The following is a 24982-nucleotide window of genomic DNA, read 5'->3' on the forward strand; positions in this document are numbered from 1 at the left end:
AGTTCAGTGTACTGAAATATCGCTCGGGGTAAAGTGATCGTGTGGAAGGTCGAGATGCCGGACGTGAACTGAGCACCGCCGTCGTGGCGTTCCACGAGGCGGTGGGCGCGACCCTCGGCGTGACGGCCGTCGACCAGCGCGCGCTCGCCGTGATCATGGGCGCCGGGTCGGTGTCGGCGGGGGAGCTGGCCGGGGAGATCGGCCTGACCCCCGGTGCGGTCACGGGCGTGGTCGACCGGCTCGCGCGAGCGGGGCTCGCCCGGCGCGAGCCGGATCCGCGGGACCGGCGCCGGCTGGTGATCACCGCGGTGCCGGGCGCGTTCGGCGACGCGTTCTCCGGCCTGGCCAAGGCGATGGCCGGGCTGACGGAGCGCTACACGCCCGAGGAGCAGGCCGTGATCGGTGACTGGGTGACGCGCACGATCGCTGTGCTGCGCGAGCAGACGCGGATCCTGAACGAGCGCCGCTAGCGCTCACCGCTTCGGATCGCGGCCGTCACTCGTCCGGGTTACGGTCGGAAGCAGGTTGAGCATGCAGCCCTCTGCCGCAGCCATGCCCTGCGGACGGAGGTCGTCCCCGCGCTCCCTGTGGAAGAGGTCCCGATGAAGATCGCGATGGTGCTGGCGGAGGACGTGCCCGGCTGGGGCGGGGCGCACGTCGCGAACCTGTCGAAAGCCCTGGGACGACTGGGTCACGACGTGGTCGTGCACGGTCCGGACACAGCACGACGCGACGGTGCGGAGCTGTACCTGGGCGACTTCGTCGACGCCCTCCGCGCACGGTGGGACCGCACCAGACCGGATCTCGTGCACGCGCACTTCCTGCGGTCCGGGCTCGCCGCGCTGCTGGCCGCGCAACGGTCGGGCGTGCCGGTCGTGCAGTCGTTCCACGGCGTCAGCGCCACCGAGCAGAACGGCGTCGAACGGCTGGTGGGCAAGGAGGCAGCGCTCGTCGTCGCGAACGCCGAGGAGGAGTTGCTCGACCTCGCCGCCGCCGGTGTGCCGCGGTCGCGGATCGAGGTCGTGGCGCGCGGCGTCGACACCGGGCTGTTCCAGCCGGTCGGTGCGGTGGCCAGGCGCTCGAAGCTGCGCCGGATCGTCTCGGTGGGGGAGCCGGACAACGGTGTCGCCGACCTGATCACCGCTCTGCCCCGCCTGGGGGACGCGGAGCTGGTGGTGGCGGGGACGACGGCGACCGGCGGCATGGACAGGCTGGCGCAGTGGGCGCGCAGGCTCGACGTGCAGAACCGGACGCGCCTGCTGGGACCGGTGGCGCGGCAGGACATGCCCGCGCTGTTGCGTTCGGCGGACGTGGTGGCGTGCGTGCCGCACCGCACGTCGTGGGATCCGGTGGTGCTGGAGGCGATGGCGTGCGGGAAGCCGGTCGTCGCGAGTGCCGTCGGAGGGCTCACCGACGCCGTGATCGACGACGTGACGGGGGTCCTGGTCCCGCCGGGCGACCTGAAGCGACTCGTCAGGACGTTGCGGGAGCTCCTGGACGACGAGACGCTGCAGGCGTCGTGCGGTATCGCCGGAGCAGACCGGGTCCAGGCCCGCCACAGGTGGCAGGACGTTGCGGAGTGCGTGGACCGCCTGTACCGGCGGTTCCCGAGCACGGCCGAGGCCGCGCGATCGGGGACCGGCCGGCACTGAGGGTCATCGGGGCGCGGTGAGCAGCTCCAGCATCGGCGTCAGCTCGAAGTACCGGGCGACGTCGAGCGCGGACCTCGGCCCGAGGGCGGGATCCGCTCCCGCCTCCAGCAGCAGTCCGGTGATCCGCTCGGAGCGGCGGAAGACCGCCGCCCCGAGCGCCGTCTGCCCCCGGTCGTTGACGCGTCCGGTGTCGGCGCCCCGCTCCAGCAACGCCGCCACCGCGTCCGCGTGGCAGTGGTAGGCGGCGAGGATCAGCAGGGAGTCGCCCGCGGAGTTGGTGAGGTTCACCGGCACTCCCGCGTCGAGCGCCTCGGCCAGCCGTTCGGTGTCACCCGTGCGGGCGAGGTCGAACATCGACTGCAGGAACGAGAGCTCCTCGTCGGTCAGCGTCACGTCCGGGCCTCTCAGACGATCGTCGCGGGGAAGCGGTCCCACACCCGGTGCAGTGCGAGCAGTTCGGTGACACCGGACAGGACCTTCGACGCGTCGTCGTCCAGCACGACACCCGGACCCGAGCACCCGGCGGCCTCGACGGCGGTGGCGCCGGTTCCCCAGGCGCCGATGGCCTTCGCGTGGCGGAAGCACTCCTGGACCAGCAGGACGACGCTCGGGTCGACGGTGTCCGGACTGCCCGCGAGCAGCAGCGCGTCGAACTCGACCGAGCGCGTCGTGAGGAACGTGCGCTGGGCGACCAGGTCGTTGTCGCCGACCGGGCCACCGGTGCGCGCGATCAGCAGCGGCACCATGCCGCCGGCCAGGATCGTCTCGCGGACGGTCCGGACGCCGTCGAGATCGGCGGGGTCGACGACGATGCCGATGACGCGCCCGTCCGTCGGCCACTTCCGCCCGATCTGGGACAGGGCCGGGCTGGGCGTGACCTTCTTCGGACGCGCCGTCGTGCTCGGCACCGGCAGGCCGAGGCCCCGCGCGACCTCCGCGCACAGCGTCGGGTCGACGTTGGCCAGCACGGCCAGCTGGCGTTCCTTGATCGCCTGCTCGTAGACCTTGCCCAGTTCGAACGTGAACGCGCGCACGACGTGTTCCTTCTCGACGGGCGTGAGGCTCAGCCAGAACAACCGCGGCTGCGTGTAGTGGTCCGCGAACGACGCGGGTGCCTGCCGGACCTTCACCGCCCTCGGCAACGGCTGCGCCACCTCGACGAACGGCCGGTCCTCGGCCTTCGCGACGAACGGGTTGCCGCCGTCGAGGGTGTTCGGCCGGTACGGCGCGACGCCCCCGTGCACCGCGTGCTGGTGGAACCCGTCGCGCAGCATGTCGTTGACCGGCGCGTGCGGGCGGTTGACCGGGATCTGGTTGAAGTTCGGGCCGCCGAGCCTCGACAGCTGGGTGTCGAGGTAGGAGAACAGGCGCGCCTGGAACAGCGGGTCGTCCGTGACGTCGATGCCCGGCACCAGGTTGCCGAGGTGGAACGCGACCTGCTCGGTCTCCGCGAAGTAGTTCGTGGTGTTGCGGTTGAGCGTCAGCATGCCGACCGGCTGCACCGGCGCGAGCTCCTCCGGCACGATCTTCGTCGGGTCCAGCAGATCGATGCCCTCGAACGTCTGCTTCGGCGTGTCCGGGAAGATCTGCAGGCCGAGCTCCCACTGCGGGAACGCGCCGGACTCGATGGCGTCGGCGAGGTCGCGGCGGTGGAAGTCGGGGTCGAAGCCGCCCAGCAGCTGCGCCTCCTCCCACACCAGGGAGTGCACGCCGAGCTTCGGCTTCCAGTGGAACTTCGCGAGCGCCGTCTCGCCCTCGCCGTTGACGAGGCGGAACGTGTGGACGCCGAAGCCCTCCATCGTGCGGTAGGAGCGGGGGATGCCGCGGTCGGACATGTTCCAGATGACGTGGTGGGTCGCCTCGGTGTGCGTGGAGACGAAGTCCCAGAACGTGTCGTGCGCGCTCTGCGCCTGCGGGATCTCGCGGTCCGGGTGCGGCTTGCCGGCGTGGATCACGTCGGGGAACTTGATGCCGTCCTGGATGAAGAAGACCGGGATGTTGTTGCCCACCAGGTCGAAGTTGCCCTCCGCGGTGTAGAACTTCGTCGCGAACCCGCGGGTGTCGCGCACCGTGTCGGCCGATCCGCGCGAGCCCAGCACGGTCGAGAACCGCACGAACACCGAAGTCTCGACGCCGTTGGCCAGGAAGCCCGCCTGGCAGACGTTCGCCGCCGTGCCGTAGCCGACGAACACGCCGTGTGCGCCGAACCCTCGTGCGTGCACCACGCGCTCCGGGATGCGCTCGTGGTCGAAGTGCATGATCTTCTCGCGCAGGTGGTGGTCCTGCAGCAGCGTCGGGCCGCGCTCACCGGCCTTCAGCGAGTGGTCGGTGTCGTGCAGCCGCGTGCCCGCCGACGTGGTGAGGAACTCGCCCTGCTGGGCGTTCGCGGTCTGCGGCGCTCCGGTCGGCGCGCCCGTCGGCGACACCGTCTCCGGTCCCGTCTGGTCGGGCTTCGGCGGCAACGGGCCGCGCGGCTCCGTCGGCTCCTCCAGCGACGGCGGCTCGCTCGCCGGAGCACCCGGGATCGGCGGGTTCACCAGCTCCGTCACCTTGTCGACTGCCTTGTCCAGAGCTGCCTTCACGAGCTTGCCGGGCTTGCGCGGTGCCACTGCGTCCTCCTCGGGGGCGGGAAGTCCTGAGGAGGCAGTACCCGCGACCTCACCGGATATGCGTCGCTCACCCCGGTGCTCCCGCGCGGTCCCGAACCGCCGCGGTGTCACACGGCGGGCCGGTCGGGCGATGCACACTTCGCAGGGACGATCCGCCCGCCGACCTGCTGCGGCACGCCGTTGGATCTCCGCCTGTAGGCTTCGCTGCCAGCAGGTGCACACGTCAAGCAGTCGGCGCATCATCCTGCTGCACAGCGGCGGTGTGCACCGTTGCTCGTCCAGCCTGTTCGACTGCCTGAGGAGACTTGAGTGACCGACGCAGGGCACGCCCAGCGCCTGACCGAGCTGCTGCGGACCAACGCCGACTCCCTGATCGACAGGTGGGTGGGCGCGGTCGCGGCCCTGCTGCGCGGACGTGCGACGAAGACGGAGCTCGAAGGCGACTTCCGGGAGTTCTTCGCGGCGCTGCTGCCGCTCGTCGGCAACGACGGCAAGGACGTCAACGCGCCGGAGTTCGGCGAGGTGCGGTCGTTCCTGGAGGAGTACTCGCGCGCCAGGGTCCGCGCGGGCTTCACGCCGACGGAGACCGCGGCGAGCATCTTCTCGCTCAAGCGCGAGGTCTTCGGTCTCACCGAGAACGAGGAGGACCCGCAGATCTTCCGCCAGCTCATGGCGTTCTCCGGGCTGCTCGACGCGTTCGGCCTGCTGACCTTCGAGTTCTACGCGCAGGCCCGTGAGGAGATCATCCGCGAGCAGTCGGAGCAGCTCCTCGAGCTGACCACGCCCGTGGTGAAGATCTGGGAGGGCGTGCTGGCGGTGCCGCTGGTGGGCACGCTGGACTCCGCGCGCACCCAGGTCGTGATGGAGAAGCTGCTCGAAGCGCTGGTGGAGACCGGGTCCGAGCACGCGATCATCGACATCACCGGTGTCTTCGCGGTCGACACCCAGGTCGCGCAGCACCTGCTCAAGACGGTCGTCGCGGCACGGCTGATGGGCGCGGAGTGCATCGTCTCCGGCATCCGGCCGCAGATCGCGCAGACGATCGTGGCGCTCGGCATCGAGTTCGGCGACATCGTCACCAAGGCCTCCCTCGCCGACGCGCTGCGGCACGCGCTGCGCCGTGACGGAGTCGACGTCGTCGCGCAGCGCGAGGTGCGCTGATGGAGCGCGTCCCGATTCTCAAGATCGGCGGCGTGCTGCTCGTCTCCATCCAGATCGACCTGCAGGACCAGAGCGTGCTGGCGCTGCAGGAGGACCTGGCCGAGAAGATCAGCGCGACCGGCGCGCACGGCGTGGTCATCGACATCTCCGCGGTGGAGATCGTCGACTCGTTCATCGGGCGGATGTTCGCCACGATCGCGTCCATCTCCCGGCTGTTCGACGCCGACACGGTCGTCGTCGGCATGCGTCCGGCGGTGGCGATCACGTTGGTGGAACTGGGGCTCACACTCGGTGGCGTGCGCACGGCCCTCGACCTCGAACGCGGAATGAAGATCCTGGGACAGCTCGGTCGCGGACGGGACACCTGATGCCCTCCCGGTCCGAAGGGCCGGAAGAGGTCCCCATCAGCGGGGACGACGACGTGGTTCGAGTGCGCCAGCTCGTGCGCACCTACGCACAGCAGACCAAGCTGTCGCTGGTCGACCAGACGAAGCTGGTCACGGCGGCCAGCGAGCTCGCCCGCAACACCCTGATCTACGGCGGGGGAGGCTTCGCCCGCGTCGAGGAGGTCAGCGACGGCCGCCGCGCCGGCGTGCGGGCCTCGTTCCACGACGAGGGGCCCGGCATCCCCGACCTCACGCTGGCGCTGGCCGACGGCTGGAGCAGCGGCAGCGGCCTCGGGCTCGGCCTGAGCGGCGCGCGCCGGTTGGTGGACCAGTTCGACCTCGACACCGAGGTCGGCCGCGGCACGGTCGTGACGGTGACCAAGTGGAAGAGGTGACCACCGCGAACTGCCTGCCGCTGGTGCGCGACGAGGCTTGGCTGCCGGTGGAGGAGACCGCCCAGGTCGGCAGGATCCGGCGCGCGGCCACGGCACTCGCCGAGAAACTGGGCTTCGACGCGCCGCGCACGGCGGAGATCGGGCTCGCGGTCACCGAGATCGGCACGAACCTGCACAAGCACGCGCGGGACGGCGTGGTCGTGATCCGGTCCGTGCGCGGCGAACGGGACGCGGCCGTCGAGGTGGTCGCGATCGACCGCGGGCCCGGCATCGCTGACATGGCACTGGCCTGGGAGGACGGCCAGTCCACGACCGGCACCCTCGGCGTCGGGCTCGGCGCGGTGGCGCGGCTGTCGTCCAGCTGCTCCATGACGTCCCGGCCCGGCCAGGGGACGGTGATGGTGGCGCGGTTCGCACCCCGGGTCGACTGGGTCCCCGAGTGGGGTGCGGAGAACGCGGCGGGCTTGACCAGGCCGATCGGCGGCGAGGACGTGTGCGGCGACGCCTACGCGTTCTGCCGCGGCACGGACCGGATGACGCTGATGATGTGCGACGGCTCCGGGCACGGACCGCTCGCGGCCTCCGCGTCCGACGCGGCGGTGCGCCTGTTCCGCGAACAGCCGTTCCTGCCGCCGGAGGTGATGGTCAAGCAACTGCACACGGCGTTGCGCGGCACCCGCGGTGGCGCGGTGGCGGTCGCCGACATCGACCTCGTCGCGAGGACGGTCCGCTACTGCGGCCTGGGCAACATCGGTGCGGCGGTCCTCGGGGACGGCCGCAAGCAAGGCATGATCTCGGTGCCGGGGGTGGCGGGCCACCAGGCGCGCACGATCCGGTCGTTCGACTACGCGTTGCCGGAGCGGGCGGTGGTCGTGCTGCACTCCGACGGCCTGACCGAACGCTGGGGCGTCGACGTCGGCAGCGACCTGGCCGTCGACGAACCGGTGCTCATCGCCGCCACGCTGCTCAGGGAAGCGGGCGTGCGCAACGACGACGCCTGCGCGCTCGTGGCCAGACCGGCATGACGCCCTCCGAGCTGCTGCGGCTGGTGATCAGCGACGAGCGGGACGTGTTCCTGCTCCGTCAGCGCGGTCGCCAGGTCGCGGCGGCGATCGGCCTCGACGGGCAGAACCAGGTCAGGGTGGCGACGGCGCTGAGCGACGTCGGCAGGGAGCTGGTGCGGCAGGACGTGAGCACCACGGCGGTCTTCCGGGTGCGGCGCGCGCCGGCACCTGCCCTGCTCGTCGAACTGAGCTGGCAGGCCGTCGTGTCCGGTTCTGGACCGGGCTGGGACACCGCCCGGCGGCTGATGAACGCGCTGATCATGACCGGTTCGGGCGTGACGCTGGTCAAGAACGTGCCGAACGGGATCGTGCTCGACGAGGACCTGCTCGGCGAACTGCGCGAGACCTCCACCGCGACCTCCGCGCTCGACGAGCTGCGTGCCCAGAACCAGGAGCTGCTCGAGACGCTCGAGAACCTGGAGGCGAAGAGCAAGGAGCTGGAGCGGCTCAACGAGGAGCTGGAGGAGACCAACCGCGGCGTCGTCGCGCTCTACCAGGAGCTGTCCGAGGAGCTGGAGCAGACGAACCAGGGCGTGGTCGCCCTCTACGCGGAGCTGGACGCCAAGTCGGCGGAGCTGCGCGACGCGGCCGCCGCGCGCATCCGGTTCTGGTCCAACATCAGCCACGAGCTGCGCGCGCCGATCAACTCGGTGGTAGGCCTGACCCGGTTGCTCGGCGGTCCCGGCAGCGACCCCATGACCGACGACCAGCGCCACCACGTCGACCTGATCAACGAGTCGGCGGCGACGTTGCTCGCGCTGGTGAACGAGCTCCTCGACACCGCCAAGGCCGAGTCGGGCAGCCTGCAGCCGCGGATGGCGCCCGTAGCGCTCGACTACGTGGTCACCCAGCTGCGTTCGGCGGTGCGGCCGATGCTGCGCTCCGGTGACGTGCAGCTGGTCGTGGACGCGTTGCCCGAGCTGCGTCCGCTGGTCACCGACGAGACGATGCTCGTGCGGATCCTGCGCAACGTCCTGTCCAACGCGGTCAAGTTCACCAAGCGTGGCGAGATCCGCTTCGTCGCCGAGGAGGGGCCCGGCCCGGACGAGATCCGGTTCGTGGTCACCGACACCGGCATCGGCATCCCGCCGGACGAGCAGAGCCGGGTGTTCGAGGAGTTCTACCAGGTGCCGAACGCGCTGCAGGTGGGTGCGAGCGGCACCGGCCTGGGCCTGTCCTACGCGCGCAAGCTCGCCGAGATCCTCGGCGGGAGCCTGGCGCTGAGCAGCACCCCCGGCCAGGGCACGGAGGTCGTGCTGACCCTGCCGACCGCCGAGGACGAGTTCGTCCGGCCCGCACCCGTCGCGTGCGCGCTGATCGCGGACGGCGACGAGAAGTGCCGCGAGGAACTGAGCGTCGCGCTGACCGGGATCGCCACCGAGGTCGTCGAGGCGGAGGACGGCCGCAGCGCCCTGAACCTCGTGAAGGAACGGCGGCCCGACCTGCTCCTGATCGGCGCGAGCGCGCCGGTGATGAGCGGCAGCGCCGTGTTGTCCGCGTTGAGGCTTGATCCGGAGCTGGCCGGGGTACCAGTGGTCATCGTGTGCGGCGACGATCCCGGCGGTCTCGCACGCAGCGTGCACAGCCTCGGCGCGGCGATGCTGCACGAGGCGCGGATCTCCCCGGAAACGGTGGGCCGTGCGATCAGGGACGCACAGCTCACGGCGCGCAGAACGGACGCCCGATGAACCCGACAGCCATGGGCGGTGGACCGGCCAGGGTCCTCGTGGTGGACGACCTGGAGGCCAGCAGGTTCATCGCCTGCAGCTGGCTGCGCCGCAGCGGCCACACGGTCGTCGAGGCGACCACGGCCGCGGAGGCGCTGGTCGCTCTGGAGGGCGACTCGTTCGACCTGGTCCTGCTGGACGTGCACCTGCCGGACATGAGCGGCTACGACGTCACCGAGCGCATCAAGGCCGATCCGCGCACGAGCTCGATCCCCGTCGTCATGCTCTCGGCGACCTACATCGAACCCGAGGACAAGGTCATCGGCCTCACCCGCGGCGCCGACGCGTACCTGACCGAACCCGTGGACCCCGGCGAGCTGCTGGCGAACGTCGAGGCGGCGCTGCGCTACCACCGCGCCCGCGCGCTCGCCGAGCACCTCGCCGCGAGGCTGACCCGTCTCGCCACGGCCACGTTCGCGATCAACGCGGCGACGACGTTCGACGCACTGGTCGAGGCGGCGGCGATCGGGGCGGCGGACGTGCTCGACACGCAGGCGACCGCCGTGCTCACCGCCCCGTCCGGCGCCGTCTGCGTCGCGACGGTCGGCGCTCGGCAGCCCGAGGCCCCGACCCGTCCCGGCAACGTGGACGTCGAACAGTGGATGTCGTCGCTCAACCCCGGTGTCGGCGTCGTGGTGGTGGAAGACGCCGCAGTGCCGTGGCACCCGTCGACACCCGCGGTGGCCGTGCTCGCCCGCACGAAGGCACGCAGGCCGCCGATCGGCATCGCCGTCGCACCCTGGGCCGTGACCAGCGACGACGACCGCAACCTGCTGCGCCAGCTCGCCCAGGCGACGGCACTGGCCGCAGAGGGCCTGCACACGTTCGCCGAGGAGCACTCGCTCGCGCTCACGTTGCAGCGCAGCCTCCTGCCCAGGGCGCTGCCGCACCGCCCGGGACTGCCGATGACGGCCCGGTACGTGCCCGCGTCGAGCAACGCCGAGATCGGCGGGGACTTCTACGACGTGATCGAGCTCGACGGCCACGTCCTGATCGCCATCGGCGACGTCTGCGGCCACTCGATCGAGGCCGCGACCGTGATGGCCGAGGTGCGCCACACGCTGCGCGCCTACGCCGTCGAGGGACACCGGCCCGCCGAGATCCTGCGCAGGGTCGACACCCTGCTCGAACGCTTCCACCCGACGGGCGGTCTCACCACGATGTGCCTGCTGCAGGTCGACCTGGAGGCGGGCACGATGGCCGTCGCGAACGCGGGTCACGTGCCGCCCCTGGTAGTGGACGACGTGGACGCGCACTACGTCCCCGTCCACGGCCCGTTGCTGGGCATCGGGTTGGGCAGACCCGAAGCCACCGAGATCCCGTTACCGCCGGGGACCACCGTGCTGCTGACGACCGACGGCCTGGTCGAACGGCGCGGCGTCGACCTGGACGAGGGCATGGAGAAGCTGCGCGCCACCGTGTCGAACACGGAGGACATGGACCTGCTCGCCGACCGCCTCCTGGCCGAGCTCGGCCAGGGCAAGCAGGACGACATCGCCCTGCTCCTGCTGCGACGGCCGGCGTGACGGCCCTGGCGGTCGACATGCCGGTGCGGCCGGGCATGTCGATGTCGTCGTTGCGGCGCGACCTCACCAAGGCGTTGGGCGATCTCGGCGAGGACCACCTCTACGACGTGCAGCTCGTGGTGACCGAACTCGTCACGAACGTCCTCGACCACACCCCGTCCAGCACCGGGCACCTGCGGATCCTGCACGACCAGGAGCCCTGCGCGGTCACCGTCGAGGTGGACGACGAGTCGACGACCGAGCCGGTGTACGGGCGGTCCCGCCTGGGGGAGAACCGCGGCAGGGGGATCGTGGTGGTGGACAACATCTCGCGGCGGTGGGGGAGCCGGTCGCGCGGGGACGTGGGCAAGACGGTGTTCGCGGTGGTCGACTGCACGGGGTGAAAACGGTGGCCGGCCGCACGACGTGGGCCGGCCACACATGTCAGCCCGCAGGCCGCAGCAGCACCTTCTGCGCGCCGAACTGCTTCTTCTGGAACATCTCGTAGGCCTGCGGCGCGTCCTCCAGCGGCAGCCGGTGCGTCGCGAAGTCGTCCACGCCCAGCGGGTCGTCGGACCCGGTGAGCAGCGGCACGATCTCGTCGACCCAGCGGCGGACGTTCGCCTGGCCCATGTGGAGCCGGATCTGCTTGTCGAACAGCTCCATCATCGGCATCGGGTCGATCATGCCTCCGTACACACCGGACAGTGAGATGGTGCCTCCGCGGCGCACCGAGTCGATCGCGGCGTACAGGACGCTCAGCCGGTCGATGCCCGCCTTCTCGGTGAGCAGCGCGCCAGCCGCCTGGGGCAGCGCGGCGACCAGGTTGTGCGCGAGCCGTGCGGCCGGGGCGCCGTGCGCCTCCATGCCCACCGCGTCGATGACGGAGTCCGCGCCCCGCCCGCCGGTGAGCTCGCGGATCGCGTCGCCGATGTTGTCGTGGTCGCGGGTGTCGAGCACGGTGACGCCCCGTGCCTCGGCGCGGGCCAGGCGTTCCTGCACGAGGTCCACGCCGATGACCTGACCGGCGCCCTTGTGCAACGCGACGCGGGCGGCCATCTGCCCGATCGGCCCCAGCCCGAAGACGACCACCGAGCCGCCCTGCGGGATCTCGGCGTACTCGACGGCCTGCCAGGCGGTCGGCAGCACGTCGGACAGGTAGACGAAGCGGTCGTCCGGCGGGCCGTCCGGGACCTTGATCGGCCCGTAGTGCGCCTGCGGCACCCGCAGGTACTCCGCCTGCCCGCCCGGCACCTGCCCGTACAGCTTCGTGTAGCCGAGCAGGGCCGCTCCCTTGCCCTGGTCGGTGACCTGGGTGGTCTCGCACTGCGACTGCAGGCCGCGGTCGCACATGAAGCAGTGGCCGCAGGAGATGTTGAACGGCACCACGACCCGGTCGCCCGGCTTGAGGGAGGTGACCTCGGCGCCCACCTCCTCGACGACGCCCATCGGTTCGTGGCCCAGGACGTCGCCTTCGGTCATGAACGGGCCGAGCACCTCGTACAGGTGCAGGTCCGAACCGCAGACACCGGTGGACGTGACGCGGATGACGGCGTCCGTCGGCGTCTCGATCCTCGGGTCGGGCACCGTGTCCACGCGGACGTCGCGCTTGCCGTGCCAGGTGACGGCCTTCATCGTCGCTCCACTTCGGCAGACTGCAAGAGACTGTCGGCGGGTGCCCTGCCGATCGACGTGCAAACACCGCGGGGATTCCGTTTCACGAGGCCACGGCGGGGTAGCACTTCTTCACGTCAAGCAGTCGGCGCTTCGAGTTCCTGCGTGCGACGGCGGTGGACTGATGAGCGTGCAGACCGGCTTCCACTTCGACTCCGACGACACGGCCCGTCAGCTGCGCCAGTACGTCGACGACGTCCTCGAAGCCGCCGGACTGTCCGGCAACGGCTTCGTCGACCACGCGGACGGGTCCCGCAGTGCTTATGTGGCGGTGGACGGCCGGGTGGCGGAGTTCCCCGGTCACGACGTGGCGCTGCTGTGGGACCAGGACGACGGCTGGTCGGTGGCCGCGGAGAATCCCGCCGACGGCTCGCTCGTGGTGATCGACCGCCTCACCGGACCGCGGCAGTCGCCTGCCGCGGTCGCGCAGTGGGTCCGTTCAGTGCTGCGGCACCAGCCACCGCAGGCGGGTCCGCAGCGACGACTCGTCGGCTGACCAGGCCGCCAGCAGGTGATCGGCGAGGCGTGACTCCAGGAGGTTGGTCGCCTGAACGCCGAACACGACGTCGTCGCGCAGTGTCGGTTCCTGCTCCAGCAACGAGCCGATGACGTCGTGGCGCATGATCTGCTCGTGCACGGCGTCGGCCTCGATGTGCTCGGTGAAGAACTCGACGCAGCGCGGGTCGGCGTCCATCCGCGTCAACGCCTGAACCATGCGCTGGGCGCTCGGCCCCGTGGTGATCTCGGCGGCGGCGAAGTGCCCGACCAGCGCGCCGCGCAACGACCGGTGCAGGCCGAACAGCGACATCATGTTGACGATCGCGATGGCTGGCGCAGGCACGTCGTCCAGGTACCGCAGGTGGTCCGATGACATCCCCGCGCCTTCGAGCAGGTCCACGAACAGTCGCGAGTGCATCCGGTCGGCCCTGCCGCCGCCGTACTCGTCGAACTCCACGGCCACCAGCGCGGCCTTCGCCCTGCCCCGCAGCCGGGGGATCACCCACGCGTGCGGGTCCGCCTCCTTGTGGTGGTAGACCGAGCGATGCGCGAAGTACTCGCACATCTGCTCCCAGGTCCCGTTGTCGCGCAGGTGGTGGGATACGCCGCTGCCGGGGACGTGCTCGACCAGCAACGCGTCCAGCGTGCCGTCGAGGTTGTCGCCGCCGTCCACATCGGACCGCAGGGCGGCGAGGAACACGCGTTCCGCCTGTGCCCGCAGGCGCAGCAGCTCGGGATCCCACTCCCAGGCCGGGTCCACGCCGTCGAAACCGCCGTAGTGCAGCTCGTACAACGTGTGCAGCGCGATGGTGAGGTCCTCGCCGTACGGGTCGGCGGCGGTGAACGGGACCGGGCGGCCGTCCGGGGCGCCGCTCAGTGCCGCGACGACCTGTTCGGACAGTGGCCCGCGAGGTGTGGGTAGGTGCACTCGGGGGTCATACCCGCTGGGACAGCAGGTGATGCACCAGTTCCAGCTCGCCGCGTTCCTCCAGCGCGGGTGTCACCTGGTCGAGGAGGTCGTCCAGCACGGCGGTGGCGGGCACCCGGCACTCGCGCCACGGGTCGATGCCGACACCGTCGATGCCGTACCGGGAGGCGGTCCACACCGCGGCGGCGAGCACGTCGTCCCGTGCCGGCGCGGGTTCCTTGCCGTGGGCGATGTCCACGTGAGCGGCGTGCACCAGAGCGCGGGACAGCGCCGCCTGCAGGACCGCGTCGTCCGTCGTGGCGGCGGCGTCGGCCGCCCGGAACTCCACTGTGGGCAACGTAGAGGCCAGGCGCAGGAGCCAGAACGACTGGGCGGTGTCCACCAGCGTCCCGCAGGCGACCATCCGCGCCACGTGGGCGTCGTAGTCGGCGGCGTCCCTGAACAACGGAGGCACACCGGAGCCGGGGAACCTCGACTGCAGCACCGTCCTCCAGCTCGCGTAGCCGTGGTCGGGGGAGTTGGCGGACAGCGCGAGCAACGTGGGCAGCCACGGCCTGACGTGGTTGAGCACCGCCACGGCCGTCTCCCGGTCCGGGACACCGACGTGCACGTGACACCCGGACGCCTCGTAGTCCTCGATGACACCCGCGTACGTGTCGAGCACGCGGTGGTACCTCGCGCCGTTCGTCACCACGGGCCGTGCCGCCGCTTTGGTAGGCGTGCCACGGGAAAGCAGCTCCAGACCTTCCTCACGGGCGGCGTCGGCGACCATCTCACGGGCCTGCGCGAGGGCCTGTCCGAGCGCGGCGACCGTGGTGCAGGGTCCGGTGGCGGCCTCCACCTGCGTCGCGGCCAGCTCCGCGTGGAAGTGGGTCAGTTCGGTGTTCTGGAGGCGTTTGAGAACGGCGTCCGCGCGCAACACGGTCCGTCGCGAAGCCGGATCGACGAGCAGGAACTCCTCTTCGACGCCGACGGTGTCGGCACACGCGTCAGGCAAGTGCCCATCTCCGCTCTTCGGAGGAACCCTGTTCCCGCGGTTACCCGAAGTGGGTAGGGGCGAACCGCGGCGGGGTATTCGGAGCGGCATGGACGACAAGACGACCGAGGCCCTCGGCAAGCTCCGCAAGGCACTGGAGACCACCGAACGCGCCCGCGGGCACCTGTACTCGTTCCACCAGCTCACCGGCACCGCCGACTTCGAGCTGGGCGACGCCGTCACCCTCCTGCGCGAGGCGGGCCACGCCGACCACGCGAAACGCGTGCAGCGGGAGCTCCTCGGCCGCAACGTCCTGCCGGGCCGCTGGACGTTCCAGGTCGTGGAGGAGTACGACGACATGTACTACGAGGTGTTCCGCGAGGTCGAGCGCGCCGTGCGGGACGACCTGGCGGCAGGGGAGCGGCACGGCCTGGAGAAGGGGCTCAAGCGTGAGCGGCAGCGACTCAGCGCCGAGGCGTACGACGACTGACGGGGTCGTGCTGGACTTGCACGAGCTGGAAGCGCGATGGGCGTTCGCGTGGACGCCGACCGAGGTGGCCGCGCGCCTGAACGGTGTCGGCACGCCCTGGTACGTCGCGGCGGGGTGGGCGCTCGACCTGTTCCGCGGCGAGCGGACGCGGCCGCACGGCGATCTGGAGATCGCTGTGCCCACAACGGGATTTCCGGAGATCCGCGACCGGTTCTCCGGCTACGTGTTCGACGTGGCGTCGTCCGGACGTGTCTGGTTCGAAGCGGACGCGGACGTGCTCGCCACCACGCACCAGACGTGGCTGCGGGACCCGTCGACCGGCGGCTACCTGGTGGACGTGTTCCGCGAGCCGCACGACGGCGAGGTGTGGGTGTGCCGCCGGGACGAGGGCCTGCGGTTGCCGTACAGCGACATCATCGAGCGCACGGCGGACGGGATCCCTTACCTGGTACCGGAACTCGTGCTGCTGTTCAAGGCGAAGGCCATGCGGTCCAAGGACCAGCGTGACTTCGAGGGGGTGCTGCCGTTGCTCGGACGCGACCGGCGAGGGCGGCTGCGGGAGTGGCTGGAGCGCGTCCACCCCGGTCATCCCTGGCTGGACGCGCTCCCGTGACTCAGCCGCCGTAGCAGGCGCCGACCGAGATGTTGACCTGCGTGGACGTGATGCTCCGTCCCTTCTCCGAGGCGACGAACGCGGCCACGGCTCCCACGTCGGACATCGTCGCCGCCCGCTTGAGCGGTGAGCCGTTGATGATGCCCTGGCGCGGGCCCTCCATCTCGGGGATGTCCGGGAACGTGTCGATGATGCCGCCGGTCAGCAGCGTGATGGTGCGCACGCCGTGCGGCGCGAGCTCCACCGCCCACTGGCGGCGCAGCGACTCGACGGCGTCGAAGCCGATCTGCACGTTGCCCATGCCGGGCATGGCGTGCGTGGGGTCGGAGCCGCCGAAGAACAGCAGCACGCCCGACTCCTGCTTCACCATGTGCCGTGCGGCGGCCTTGGTGGTGATGAGCTGCGTGGTGAGGCCCCTGCCGATGGCGGCGACGCAGTCGTCGGTCGAGATGTCGGCCAGCGGCTGGAAGAGGCCCTCGCCGGTGATGACGTTGACCGAGATGTCGACGCTGCCCGTCTTCTCGACGACGGCGTCGATGTGGTCGTTCACGGCGGACGCGTCGGTGGCGTCGACCACCGCGGTCTCTGCCTGGCCGCCCGCGGCGCGGATCCGTTCCGCGACCGCCTCCAGCGTCGCCGGGGTCCTGCCCACCAGGAAGACCCGCGCGCCCTCGGCGGCGAAGGCGTCGGCCATCGCACCGCCGATCGAGCCGCCGCCTCCGTAGATCACCGCGGTCCTGTTCTCCAGCAACATGTGCCTCTCCTTGTCGTTGCTGGAGAAGCTATGGCTCCGGCGCACCGGTCCACATCGGTCACGTGACTGGCGTGCGGCCGGTCGGGCGCCGGTCGGTTAAGTCATTCGAGGCCGAGCTGCGCGAGCTCGATCCGCCGGGTGACGCCCAGCTTGGGGTAGGCGCGGTACAGGTGATGACCGATCGTGCGGGGGCTCAGGAACAGCTGCGCGCCGATCTCCTTGTTGCTCAGGCCCGCCGCCGCCAGTCGAACGACCTGCACCTCCTGCGGGGTCAGGTTCTTCAGCGCGTCGTCGGCGACCGGTTCGAGCGCGGGGCGTTCGCCGAGGGCGGTGAGCTCGCTGCCGGCGCGTGCCTCCCACGCCGGCGCGCCCAGCCGTGTGAAGCCGTTCAGGGCGGCGGTCAGTTCGGTGCGCGCCTCGCCGCGGCGGCGCCTTCTGCGCAGCCACTCGCCGTAGAGCAGGTGTGTTCTGGCCTGGTCGAACCGGCCGCCGTGCGAGGCGTGCAGGTCGAGGGCGGCCCGGTAGTGCTCCTCGGAGTCCTCGACCACCGCCTGGCAGCGGTGCAGCAACGCCGTCGCGATCGGACTGTCGACGTGCTTCGCCCACCGTTCAAACGCCGTGAGCTGCTCGGTGACGCGGCCGGGGTCGCCGTCGCGCACCGCCGCCTCGACCAGGTCCGGGACCGCGCGGATGAGGAAGTCGTGGCGGGCAGGGCCCGTGCAGACGGTGCGCAGCGCGTCGAACGCCGCCCCGTACCGCCCGGCGGCGAGGTCGAGCAGGCCGAGGCCCCAGAACGTCAGCGCGGCGCCGACGGCGTGCCGTCCGTCGAGGACCGGCAACACCTCGGCGGCCAGCGACCGGCAGCGTTCCTCGTCCCCGGTCACCGCGGCCAGCCACACCGACGTCGCGCGCAGCAGCGCGACCTCCATGTCCATCCCGAACTCGCTGCTCAGCGCCACCGCCTCGGCCAGTGCGGTCTGCGCGGTCAGGAAGTCGCCGCGCAGCATCGCGGCGAACGCCAGGACCTCCTGCGCGTACGGGATCCAGGTCAACGCCCCGCTGGCGCGCACGTCGGCCAGCATCGCCTCCATCACCGCGATGGTCGCCCGGTCGTCGGCGAGCATCAGCCCGCTGAACCCGGCCACGACCCGGTGCATCGTGTCCTCGCCCGGCAGCCGGCCGAAGTCGACCATGGCGCGCAACGCGCCGACGGCGTGCTCGGGCCTGCCGGCCAGCAGCTCGCCCCAGCCGATCTGCGCGTCGGCGGACGCCCGGTGCCGCGAGCCCGGCTCCAGCCGCAGCAGGGCCATCAGCCGACCGCCCTCGGCGACCAGGGACAGCGCGCCCGCGTCCCGTCCCGCGCAGGCCATCTCCGTCAGCATCACCAGGGCGCGTTCGGGGTCGCTGTCCATGACGAGCAGCGCCGCCTCGCACGCCAGCGCGGCGTCCGCCTCCGGTGACTTCCGCTCGTACTCGATCTGGCCGCGCAGCAGCGTCACGTCCGCGACCACGGCCGGGTCGGCGGTGAGCGAGGTGACCTCGACGGCCAGCCGTGCCGCGCGGTCGGGTTTGCCCGCGTCGTAGGCGGCGAGCGCGGCCTTGGCGATGCGCCGCGCCTTGAGCTCCGGATCCACGCTCAACCGTCCGGCGCGGTCGTACGCGGCGGACACGGCCATGGCCCCACCACGGCGTTCGGCGCGCAGCGCGGTCCGTTCGAGCTCGGCGGCCACGGCCTCGTCCGGCTCCGTCGTGGCCGCGGCGAGGTGCCAGGCGCGGCGGTCGAGGACCTCCGGAGTGGACAGCGCCTCGGCGAACGCCCGGTGCACCGCGATCCGCTGGTGGTGCGTGGCGCACTGGTAGGCGGCGGCCCGCACGAGCGGATGCCGGAACGCGAGCTCGCCGTCCAGCACCGTGACCAGCCCCGCGCGTTCGGCGGCGGCCAGGTCGGACGTGTCCGCGCCGACCGCGCGGGCGACCCGCAGCACCGTCTCCATCCCCGCGAACCGGTCGGCCGCGGCGACCAGCAGCATCGACTGGCACGCCGGTGGCAGGCCGACGATCTGCGCGCGGAACGTGTCCTGCACCCGCCGCGTCACCGGCAGCGGTCCGACCTGGTGAGCCGGTTCCGCCCGGCCCTCGCGCTGCGCCGCCAGCCTGGCCGCGCCGAGTTCGAGCAACGCGAGCGGGTTGCCTCCCGCCTCCTCCAGAACCCGCGCCCGCATCGGCGCGGTCAGCCCGGGACTGCGTTCGTCGAGCAGCCCGGCCGCGGCCTCCGGCGACAGGTCCGCCAGCCGCAGCTCCTCGATGCCGGGCGTGGCGAACGGCACGGCCGTGTCGCGGACGGCGAACAACATGACGACCGGATCGGCCTGGAACCGCCGCGCCGCGAACAGCAACGCGTCCGACGACCCCCGGTCGAGCCACTGCGCGTCGTCGACCACGCACAACAACGGCTGCTCCGAAGCCAGCTCCGCGAGCAACGTCAACGTCGCCGCGCCGACCAGGAACGGCGTCGTCGCCACGTCGCCGCTCAGCCCGAACGCACCGCGCAACGCGTCCGCCTGCGGCCCGGGCAGCAGGTCCAGCCGGTCGAGGTACGGGTACAGCAGCAGGTGCAGCGCGCCGAACGCCAGCTCGGCCTCGGACTCGATGCCGACACCGCGCAGGACCCGCATGCCGCCGGCTGCGGCCACGGCGTGGTCGAGCAACGCGGACTTGCCGATCCCCGCCTCGCCCCGGACGACCAGCGCCGCGCTGCGACCGGCCGACGCCAGCCCCAGCGCCCGCTCGACGTGGTCCCGTTCACCGTCCCGGCCGACCAGCATGGCGAAAGACTAGTCGTGGGACCGAGGACGCCGGGCGGGAACAGCGTGGGTCAGGTACGTCGCGGCCGCTCGGGCGCCCAGGCGATGAAATTCATGAACAGTCCACCCAGGATCACCACCCCGAGCATCACGCCGAGCACCCAGAACGCCTCGTCGTTGTCCGCCAGCGCGGCGTCCACGACCCTGCCGTCCTCCAGGTCGTAGCGGACCGTCACGCGCTCACCTGGCTGCCGGCTCGGCCCGTTCTCCGACAGGGTCGCCACCTGCCTGCTGCCGTCCGGCAACGGGTACTCGACCCTCACCGAGACGCTCTTGCCCGACTTCAGGCGCTCCTGCACCGTGCCCTCGGCACTCGCCCACGACCCCTGCTCCACAGCGGACTGCAGCACGATCACCAAGCCGATCACCGCGCCCGCCAGCACGAGTCCGGACAGGATGCGGCCCTGCCGCGACTTCACCTTCGCCACCACGCCTCCTTCGCAGAGGACATCGTCCTCCGCGCGGAAACGTCACACGCAGGGCGTGAACAACCTCCTGGTGCCGGGGCCCGTGTAGGCGGCGCGGTCGGTGAACCGGCAGCCGAACGCCTCGGCGGCGACGGTGGCGCGGTCGAGCGCGTCACCGGCGGGCTTCGTGCCGCGGTCGGTCCACCTCACCAGGTCGTCCCACGCCGTGCCCACCTCGGCCGGGGAGAACTCGCAGTGCTCGACGGTGCGGATCGCCCGCTGCACCAGCCACCTCGACTGGCCGTGCCGGGCGACGTCGGCCCGGTACTCCTGTTCCATCGAGAACGGCACGAAGAGGTCGCCCAGGCCGTGCAGGGAGAGCACCGGCACGCCCGGCCTGCCCGCGATCCTCGGGATCTCGGTGAGCGCGGGGGACAGGCGGGACCGCCAGTCGCGCGGCGTCACGCGCTGCACCGCGCGGTTCAGGTCGACCGGCGTCGACGGCTGGTAGCGGGTGCCGATGTTCGTGGCCAGCCTGCCGGGGTCGAACGCGAGCGGGGCGGCGTCGGCCGGCGGGGAGGCGAGGCCGAACAGGAAGTCCTTCCAGTACGCGAAGGCGGGCGTCGCTCCGGGACGTGGTCCGCCGCTGCGTTCGACGGTGGTCGCGCGGAACTGGGCGCCCTTCTCCGTGACGGTGTCGGGGCCGCCGGGCGTGAGCGCGGTCAGGCCGAGCTTCTCCTGGATGCGCGGGACCACGGTGGTGAGGTAGTCGGCGGGCACCGGGTAGGAACCGATCCCGGAGAGCGCCTGCGCCGTCAGCTGGTAGTCGAGGAAGAAGTCGAACAACTCGTGATCGCCGAGCACGCCGCACATCGGCAGCGCGCCGTCGTAGAAGCCGGGGAACTGCTCCAGCGACCGGCCGATGACGTGCCCGCCCATCGACACCCCCGCGACGAGCACCTGCCTCGGCTTCGCGACGAGCTTCCCGAAGTGCTGCGCCAGGTCGTGCGTGGCGAGGACACCGGCCCGGACGTCGTAGCCGTTGCCGTAGTAGGAGGACGCGGCCCAGGCGTAGCCCTGGCCGAGCATGCGGGCGCGCAGGCCGTACGCGGGCGGTTCCACGGTGAGCACGGTCCCGGTGCCCCGGTAGCCGTGCGCCCACATGGCGAGGCGGCCGTTCCACTTCGCGGGCACCTCGACGATGTACGCCGAGTGCTCGTGCACGCCCTGCAGCACCCTCGTCGGCTGCCCGTTCACGACCTCGGGCTTCAACGGCGGGTTGCTGATCGTGTAACCGGGCAACGGCTGGTCGCCGGGGACTCCGGGCGCGGCCTGCGCGGGAGCACCTCCCGCGACGAGCACCAGTCCGAGCAACGACACCACGAGCCGAGCGCGCATGACCCACCTCCGTGTGCCCATTGCACCCCGCCCGCGCGTCGTGGTCACCCGCCGAATGGCCCGATGGGTTGATCTCCGCGCGTGAGCAGGTAGCGTGCCCGGCACGGTGTCGATCACGTGTGGGGGCAGGCATGAATGACGAAACTGGCGGCGTCGACCTCACCCGCCCCAGCGCGGCGCGGGTCTACGACTACTACCTCGGCGGCGCGCACAACTTCGCCGTCGACCGCGAGATGGCCGAACGCGCGATCGGCCTGTGGCCAGACCTGCCGATGATCATGCAGCAGAACCGCGCGTTCCTGCGCCGCGCCGTGCGGTTCTGCATCGACGCCGGCATCCGCCAGTTCCTCGACCTCGGCTCGGGCATCCCGACCGTCGGCAACGTGCACGAGGTGGCCCAGGACGCCGCCCCCGACGCCCGCGTCGTCTACGTCGACAACGACCCGGTCGCCGCCGCGTACAGCGAGAACATCCTGCGGGGCAACGACCTGGCCGGCGTCGTGCAGGCCGACCTGCGCCGCCCGGACGAGGTGCTCTCCAGCCCCGGCGTCCGCGCGCTGCTGGACTTCGACGAGCCCGTCGTGGTGATGATGGTCGCGGTGCTGCACTTCGTCCCCGACAGCGACGACCCGCAGGCCATCGTCGCGAAGTACCGCGAGGCGATGGCGCCCGGCAGCTTCCTCGTGCTGTCGCACGCCAGCCAGGCGGGCCGCCCGGACCAGGCCGACTCGCACCAGGACCTGTACCAGCGCACCGCGACCCCGATGACCATGCGGACGCGGGAGCAGGTGACCGGTCTGTTCGACGGCTTCGACGTCGTGGAGCCGGGCGTGGTGTTCTTCCCGGAGTGGCGGCCGGTGTCGCCGGAGGACGTGGACGACAACCCGGAGCGGTTCACCGGGCTCGCGGCGGTGGGCCGCAAGGCCTGACCGGCCGGCCCCGGGCGGGAGGTGTCCGCCCGGGGCACGGCCAGGCGCGGGAGGCCGCCGCCGGAGGCCTCCCGCACGTTCGTCAGCCGACCTGGCAGGAGATGCCGGGCCAGTTCCAGTTGCCGCCGTGCTGGATCGTGAAGCCGAACGTGTTGCCGTTGCCGTTCGGGCGCGCCACCATCACGTTGGCCGACGGCCAGGTGGCGCTGGTGTTCCAGGTGGCGATCACCCGCTGTGGCGAGCTGACCGTCACCGTGACGACCCAGTTGTCCGTGCCGGAGACGGTCACGTTGCCGTTGAAGCGGTCATTCCACTTCTCGCCCTCGGAGTACGTCGCCGTGCAGCCCCCGCCGCCGGGGTTGGAGGACGTCGTCGTGGTGGTGGTCGGGGTGGTGGTGCCCGTGCCGCTGTTCAGGACGTTGAGGACGGAGTTGTAGGCGGCCTTCTTGTTGCCGCTGCCGTCGAACAGCAGCGGGGTGCCGGAGGCGCGCCACGAGTCGCTGTCCCGGATGCCCCACACGGTGATGCCGGTGCAGCGCGAGACGGCGAGGCAGGCCTGGGTGACGCCCTGGTACTGCTGGGCCTGGCTGCTGCCGGAACCCTCGATGTCCAGTTCGGTGATCTGCACGTCGACGCCGAGTGCGGCGAAGTTCTGCAGGGTGGTGTGGTAGTTGGACGGGACCGGGTTGCCGCTGTTGAAGTGCGCCTGGAAGCCGACGCAGTCGATCGGGACGCCGCGGGACTTGAAGTCCTGCACCATGCGGTAGACGCCCTGCGTCTTGGCGTGTGACCAGTTGTCGGTGTTGTAGTCGTTGTAGCAGAGCTTCGCGCCGGGGTCGGCGGCACGAGCCGCGCGGAAGGCGGCCTCGATCCAGTCGTTGCCGGTGCGCTGGAGGTTGGAGTCACGGCGTCCGCCGCCGCTGCCGTCGGCGAAGGCCTCGTTGACGACGTCCCAGGCGTAGATCTTGCCCCGGTAGTACGTCGCCACCTGCGTGACGTGGTTGAGCATCGCGTTGCGCAATGCTGTGCCGGACATGTTCTGCATCCAGCCCGGCTGCTGCGAATGCCACGCCAACGCGTGCCCGCGCACCCGCTTGCCCTGGTTGCGGGCCTGGTTCACGATCCGGTCCGCGTTGCCGTAGCTGAACTGGTTCTGGTTCGGCTCGGTCGCGTCCATCTTCATCTCGTTCTCGGCCGTGACCATGTCGAACTCCCGGTTCAGGATTCCGACGTAGGTCGAGTCACCGAGCTTGTTCGCGGCCACCGCGGTGCCGAAGTAACGGCCGCTCTGCTGGGCGGCCGCGCCGAGGGTGGAGGCCGCACCGCTGGCGGGTGTCGCCGCGAAAACGGCGGCGGCCGCGGTGGCGGCGACGATCGTCGACACGAGCCCTGCCCGTGCAACTGACTTCGCTGTCAGCTTCATTTTTGGCGCTCTCTGAATAGAACCCGCACGAATGCGAGTGGACGGTTGCATTTCGTTCGAACCCCGGTTCGAGCGGGCGGAATTGCGCCAAACCCACGCGCCGCTCGACTCGGGCGCCGGAAGTATCAGCTGACGTGGACGGCCAGATCAAGACCTGTTCACCCGGCCGGACTCCCGTCCCCGAACACCGGGGATCGACGGTCGGCTGTCGAATTTCTGTCGAACGCGCGGGTGAGCGACTTGATTTGGTCCCGCTGTTCACTGCGCTGTTCGTGAATGTTTCGAAAACCGCACGGCTGACGACCGCCGCGAACACAAGACTGGTACGCAGACGGATCTGCCACTAGCTTTCGCCGACGTGAGCGGTGAAGTGATCATCCTGACCGGCCCGCCCGGCGCGGGGAAGACGACGGTGGCCGAGATCCTCGCGACCGGCGCGGAGAGGCCGGCCGTGCACCTCGTGACCGACCAGTTCTACCGCTGGATCCGGACGGGGTTCGTGCCGCCGTACCTGCCGGAGGCGCAACGGCAGAACGAGGTCGTCGTGGATGCGATCGTGACGGCGACGGCGACCTATGCGCGCGGTGGTTACGACGTGGTGGTCGACGGGATCGTCGGGCCCTGGTTCCTCGACCCGTTCCGCGCGCTGGCTGACGAGCTGGCGGTGTCGTACGTGGTGCTCCGGCCCGGCCTGGACGCCACCCTCGCCAGGGCGGCCGGACGTGCCGACGGTGAGCTGAAGGACGTCGAGCCGATCACCGGCATGCACGCCGCGTTCGCCCGGCTCGGCGACCTCGAAGCACACGTGATCGACAGCGGGCACCTCGACGCGGAGCAGACCGCCGCCGAGGTCCGGCGCGTCCTCGCGGCCGGCGGGCACCGGCTGCCGTCAGTCCGCTGAGGACGGCCCGCGCAGGTAGCGGGTCACCATGTCCACGAGCTCGTTCTCGAACGTGCCGACCGCCTGTTCGAACGCGGCCAGGCGGTGCGTGTTCAGCTCGACGGTGAACACGACGATGTCGACGGCGGTGTCCAGGTCGCGCACGTGCACGTCCGGGTGGCGGGCGAACACCTCGCGGACCTGGGCGACGCGCCGTTCGCCGTGACGGGTGATCGTGTCGCGCAGCTCCCCGGAGAGCTGGCCCTCCTCGATCATGATCCGCAGCAGTCGCGGGTCGTCGCGGTGGTTGTCGATCGCGTCGCGGACCAGCGCCCGCACCACGGACTCCAGTGAGCCGGGGGAGAAGTCCAGCCGGTCGGCGTGCGTCCACGTGCCGCGGTCGATGTGGCGGACCATCAGCTCGGCCAGGATCGCGTCCTTGTTCGGGAAGTACTGGTACAGCGAGCCGATCGAGACCCGCGCCTGCTCGGCGATGCGGTTGGTGGTCCCCGCGGCGTACCCGTGCTCGGAGAAAACGTGAGCAGCCGCCGTCAGGATGCGGTCGCGGGTGAGCTCCGCGCGGACCTGACGGGGCTTGCGACGTGGCTCGACGTCGCGGCCGGAGGCAGGCATGGCGTCCTTTCCGAGT

General features: G+C 71.2%; 25 protein-coding genes. 14 read left to right on the plus strand and 11 right to left on the minus strand.

What is annotated here, in order from left to right:
• Window positions 1-41 precede the first annotated feature (41 nt).
• Both ACFWN2_RS12400 and ACFWN2_RS12405 read left to right on the plus strand, forming a co-directional pair.
• Complete coding sequence (locus ACFWN2_RS12400) at window positions 42-470, plus strand: MarR family transcriptional regulator (protein ID WP_382427021.1); 429 nt, start codon at window positions 42-44, stop codon at window positions 468-470.
• A 132-nt stretch (window positions 471-602) separates the two neighbouring features.
• Complete coding sequence (locus ACFWN2_RS12405; RefSeq protein WP_382427023.1) at window positions 603-1652, plus strand: glycosyltransferase; 1050 nt, start codon at window positions 603-605, stop codon at window positions 1650-1652.
• A gap of 3 nt (window positions 1653-1655) precedes the next feature.
• Here the strand turns inward: ACFWN2_RS12405 and ACFWN2_RS12410 are convergent, their stop codons facing one another.
• Both ACFWN2_RS12410 and ACFWN2_RS12415 read right to left on the minus strand, forming a co-directional pair.
• Complete coding sequence (locus ACFWN2_RS12410; RefSeq protein WP_382427025.1) at window positions 1656-2045, minus strand: ankyrin repeat domain-containing protein; 390 nt, start codon at window positions 2043-2045, stop codon at window positions 1656-1658.
• Between the two features lie 11 nt (window positions 2046-2056).
• On the minus strand, window positions 2057-4261 hold the full coding sequence (locus tag ACFWN2_RS12415) for a catalase (protein ID WP_382427026.1): 2205 nt from the start codon (window positions 4259-4261) through the stop codon (window positions 2057-2059).
• A 309-nt stretch (window positions 4262-4570) separates the two neighbouring features.
• Here ACFWN2_RS12415 and ACFWN2_RS12420 point away from each other — a divergent pair, with 309 nt between their 5' ends.
• Genes ACFWN2_RS12420 through ACFWN2_RS12450 form a run of 7 tightly spaced genes read left to right on the plus strand, consistent with a single transcriptional unit; the run spans window position 4571 to window position 10903 of the window.
• Entirely contained in the window at window positions 4571-5422 is an 852-nt protein-coding gene (locus tag ACFWN2_RS12420) for an STAS domain-containing protein (RefSeq protein ID WP_382427028.1), read from the plus strand.
• Window positions 5422-5790, plus strand: a complete 369-nt coding sequence (locus tag ACFWN2_RS12425; protein ID WP_382427029.1) for an STAS domain-containing protein — start codon at window positions 5422-5424, stop codon at window positions 5788-5790. Before ACFWN2_RS12420 ends, ACFWN2_RS12425 begins: the two co-directional genes overlap by 1 nt.
• Window positions 5790-6203, plus strand: a complete 414-nt coding sequence (locus tag ACFWN2_RS12430; RefSeq protein ID WP_382427030.1) for an anti-sigma regulatory factor — start codon at window positions 5790-5792, stop codon at window positions 6201-6203. The genes ACFWN2_RS12425 and ACFWN2_RS12430 overlap by 1 nt, the downstream gene beginning before the upstream one ends.
• Entirely contained in the window at window positions 6191-7228 is a 1038-nt protein-coding gene (locus tag ACFWN2_RS12435; RefSeq protein ID WP_382427031.1) for an ATP-binding protein, read from the plus strand. The genes ACFWN2_RS12430 and ACFWN2_RS12435 overlap by 13 nt, the downstream gene beginning before the upstream one ends.
• Window positions 7225-8955 carry an ATP-binding protein gene (locus tag ACFWN2_RS12440; protein ID WP_382427033.1) on the plus strand — a complete coding sequence of 577 codons (1731 nt, stop codon included), beginning with the start codon at window positions 7225-7227 and terminating at the stop codon, window positions 8953-8955. Before ACFWN2_RS12435 ends, ACFWN2_RS12440 begins: the two co-directional genes overlap by 4 nt.
• Complete coding sequence (locus tag ACFWN2_RS12445) at window positions 8952-10520, plus strand: SpoIIE family protein phosphatase (RefSeq protein WP_382427034.1); 1569 nt, start codon at window positions 8952-8954, stop codon at window positions 10518-10520. The genes ACFWN2_RS12440 and ACFWN2_RS12445 overlap by 4 nt, the downstream gene beginning before the upstream one ends.
• Window positions 10517-10903 (plus strand): ATP-binding protein, encoded by a 387-nt coding sequence (locus tag ACFWN2_RS12450; RefSeq protein WP_382427036.1) that lies wholly within the window; start codon window positions 10517-10519, stop codon window positions 10901-10903. The genes ACFWN2_RS12445 and ACFWN2_RS12450 overlap by 4 nt, the downstream gene beginning before the upstream one ends.
• A 40-nt stretch (window positions 10904-10943) precedes the next feature.
• Here ACFWN2_RS12450 and ACFWN2_RS12455 read toward each other — a convergent pair whose 3' ends face one another.
• The gene (locus ACFWN2_RS12455) at window positions 10944-12134 is read right to left on the minus strand and encodes a zinc-dependent alcohol dehydrogenase (protein WP_382427037.1); all 1191 of its coding nucleotides are present in this window, start codon (window positions 12132-12134) and stop codon (window positions 10944-10946) included.
• Between the two features lie 163 nt (window positions 12135-12297).
• Here ACFWN2_RS12455 and ACFWN2_RS12460 point away from each other — a divergent pair, with 163 nt between their 5' ends.
• Window positions 12298-12669: a DUF6292 family protein gene (locus ACFWN2_RS12460; RefSeq protein WP_382427038.1), complete on the plus strand. Its 372-nt coding sequence runs from the start codon at window positions 12298-12300 to the stop codon at window positions 12667-12669.
• Here the strand turns inward: ACFWN2_RS12460 and ACFWN2_RS12465 are convergent.
• Window positions 12613-13599, minus strand: coding sequence for an iron-containing redox enzyme family protein (locus ACFWN2_RS12465; protein WP_382427040.1), 987 nt, complete (start codon window positions 13597-13599; stop codon window positions 12613-12615). The genes ACFWN2_RS12460 and ACFWN2_RS12465 overlap by 57 nt on opposite strands.
• 7 nt (window positions 13600-13606) lie before the next feature.
• The gene (locus ACFWN2_RS12470) at window positions 13607-14596 is read right to left on the minus strand and encodes a YbdK family carboxylate-amine ligase (RefSeq protein ID WP_382427042.1); all 990 of its coding nucleotides are present in this window, start codon (window positions 14594-14596) and stop codon (window positions 13607-13609) included.
• An 88-nt stretch (window positions 14597-14684) separates the two neighbouring features.
• Between ACFWN2_RS12470 and ACFWN2_RS12475 the strand changes: the two genes are divergently transcribed.
• Both ACFWN2_RS12475 and ACFWN2_RS12480 read left to right on the plus strand, forming a co-directional pair.
• Window positions 14685-15065: a hypothetical protein gene (locus tag ACFWN2_RS12475; RefSeq protein WP_382427044.1), complete on the plus strand. Its 381-nt coding sequence runs from the start codon at window positions 14685-14687 to the stop codon at window positions 15063-15065.
• Window positions 15066-15072: 7 nt separating this feature from the next.
• The gene (locus ACFWN2_RS12480; RefSeq protein WP_382427045.1) at window positions 15073-15678 is read left to right on the plus strand and encodes a nucleotidyltransferase domain-containing protein; all 606 of its coding nucleotides are present in this window, start codon (window positions 15073-15075) and stop codon (window positions 15676-15678) included.
• Between the two features lies 1 nt (window position 15679).
• Here ACFWN2_RS12480 and ACFWN2_RS12485 read toward each other — a convergent pair whose 3' ends face one another.
• The 4 genes from ACFWN2_RS12485 to ACFWN2_RS12500 form a co-directional block, all read right to left on the minus strand.
• The gene (locus tag ACFWN2_RS12485; RefSeq protein ID WP_382427046.1) at window positions 15680-16432 is read right to left on the minus strand and encodes an SDR family NAD(P)-dependent oxidoreductase; all 753 of its coding nucleotides are present in this window, start codon (window positions 16430-16432) and stop codon (window positions 15680-15682) included.
• A 101-nt stretch (window positions 16433-16533) separates the two neighbouring features.
• On the minus strand, window positions 16534-19257 hold the full coding sequence (locus ACFWN2_RS12490; RefSeq protein WP_382427048.1) for an ATP-binding protein: 2724 nt from the start codon (window positions 19255-19257) through the stop codon (window positions 16534-16536).
• A 50-nt stretch (window positions 19258-19307) separates the two neighbouring features.
• On the minus strand, window positions 19308-19724 hold the full coding sequence (locus tag ACFWN2_RS12495; protein WP_382427049.1) for a DUF3592 domain-containing protein: 417 nt from the start codon (window positions 19722-19724) through the stop codon (window positions 19308-19310).
• 42 nt (window positions 19725-19766) lie between these two features.
• Window positions 19767-21101, minus strand: a complete 1335-nt coding sequence (locus ACFWN2_RS12500; RefSeq protein ID WP_382427050.1) for a hypothetical protein — start codon at window positions 21099-21101, stop codon at window positions 19767-19769.
• 131 nt (window positions 21102-21232) lie between these two features.
• On the opposite strand from ACFWN2_RS12500, the gene ACFWN2_RS12505 reads away from it, so the two are divergent.
• The gene (locus ACFWN2_RS12505) at window positions 21233-22030 is read left to right on the plus strand and encodes an SAM-dependent methyltransferase (protein WP_382427052.1); all 798 of its coding nucleotides are present in this window, start codon (window positions 21233-21235) and stop codon (window positions 22028-22030) included.
• Between the two features lie 82 nt (window positions 22031-22112).
• On the opposite strand, the gene ACFWN2_RS12510 is transcribed toward ACFWN2_RS12505, so the two are convergent.
• Window positions 22113-23453, minus strand: coding sequence for an endo-1,4-beta-xylanase (locus ACFWN2_RS12510; RefSeq protein WP_382427054.1), 1341 nt, complete (start codon window positions 23451-23453; stop codon window positions 22113-22115).
• Between the two features lie 358 nt (window positions 23454-23811).
• Here ACFWN2_RS12510 and ACFWN2_RS12515 point away from each other — a divergent pair, with 358 nt between their 5' ends.
• On the plus strand, window positions 23812-24354 hold the full coding sequence (locus tag ACFWN2_RS12515) for an AAA family ATPase (RefSeq protein ID WP_382427055.1): 543 nt from the start codon (window positions 23812-23814) through the stop codon (window positions 24352-24354).
• Here ACFWN2_RS12515 and ACFWN2_RS12520 read toward each other — a convergent pair.
• Entirely contained in the window at window positions 24343-24966 is a 624-nt protein-coding gene (locus tag ACFWN2_RS12520; RefSeq protein ID WP_382427057.1) for a TetR/AcrR family transcriptional regulator, read from the minus strand. The two genes, ACFWN2_RS12515 and ACFWN2_RS12520, sit on opposite strands and share 12 nt — an antisense overlap.
• Between the last annotated feature and the right edge of the window lie 16 nt (window positions 24967-24982).

It is taken from the genome of Lentzea sp. NPDC058436 (assembly GCF_042721515.1).
Classification (GTDB): domain Bacteria; phylum Actinomycetota; class Actinomycetes; order Mycobacteriales; family Pseudonocardiaceae; genus Lentzea.

Excerpts from the sequence above, each read along its gene's own strand:
- ACFWN2_RS12405 (WP_382427023.1), top strand. The coding sequence starts at position 603 with ATGAAGATCGCGATGGTGCTGGCGGAGGACGTGCCCGGCTGGGGCGGG.
- ACFWN2_RS12425 (WP_382427029.1), top strand. The coding sequence starts at position 5,422 with ATGGAGCGCGTCCCGATTCTCAAGATCGGCGGCGTGCTGCTCGTCTCC.
- ACFWN2_RS12430 (WP_382427030.1), top strand. The coding sequence starts at position 5,790 with ATGCCCTCCCGGTCCGAAGGGCCGGAAGAGGTCCCCATCAGCGGGGAC.
- ACFWN2_RS12440 (WP_382427033.1), top strand. The coding sequence starts at position 7,225 with ATGACGCCCTCCGAGCTGCTGCGGCTGGTGATCAGCGACGAGCGGGAC.
- ACFWN2_RS12445 (WP_382427034.1), top strand. The coding sequence starts at position 8,952 with ATGAACCCGACAGCCATGGGCGGTGGACCGGCCAGGGTCCTCGTGGTG.
- ACFWN2_RS12455 (WP_382427037.1), bottom strand. The coding sequence starts at position 12,134 with ATGAAGGCCGTCACCTGGCACGGCAAGCGCGACGTCCGCGTGGACACG.
- ACFWN2_RS12460 (WP_382427038.1), top strand. The coding sequence starts at position 12,298 with ATGAGCGTGCAGACCGGCTTCCACTTCGACTCCGACGACACGGCCCGT.
- ACFWN2_RS12475 (WP_382427044.1), top strand. The coding sequence starts at position 14,685 with ATGGACGACAAGACGACCGAGGCCCTCGGCAAGCTCCGCAAGGCACTG.
- ACFWN2_RS12485 (WP_382427046.1), bottom strand. The coding sequence starts at position 16,432 with ATGTTGCTGGAGAACAGGACCGCGGTGATCTACGGAGGCGGCGGCTCG.
- ACFWN2_RS12490 (WP_382427048.1), bottom strand. The coding sequence starts at position 19,257 with ATGCTGGTCGGCCGGGACGGTGAACGGGACCACGTCGAGCGGGCGCTG.
- ACFWN2_RS12500 (WP_382427050.1), bottom strand. The coding sequence starts at position 21,101 with ATGCGCGCTCGGCTCGTGGTGTCGTTGCTCGGACTGGTGCTCGTCGCG.
- ACFWN2_RS12505 (WP_382427052.1), top strand. The coding sequence starts at position 21,233 with ATGAATGACGAAACTGGCGGCGTCGACCTCACCCGCCCCAGCGCGGCG.
- ACFWN2_RS12510 (WP_382427054.1), bottom strand. The coding sequence starts at position 23,453 with ATGAAGCTGACAGCGAAGTCAGTTGCACGGGCAGGGCTCGTGTCGACG.
- ACFWN2_RS12520 (WP_382427057.1), bottom strand. The coding sequence starts at position 24,966 with ATGCCTGCCTCCGGCCGCGACGTCGAGCCACGTCGCAAGCCCCGTCAG.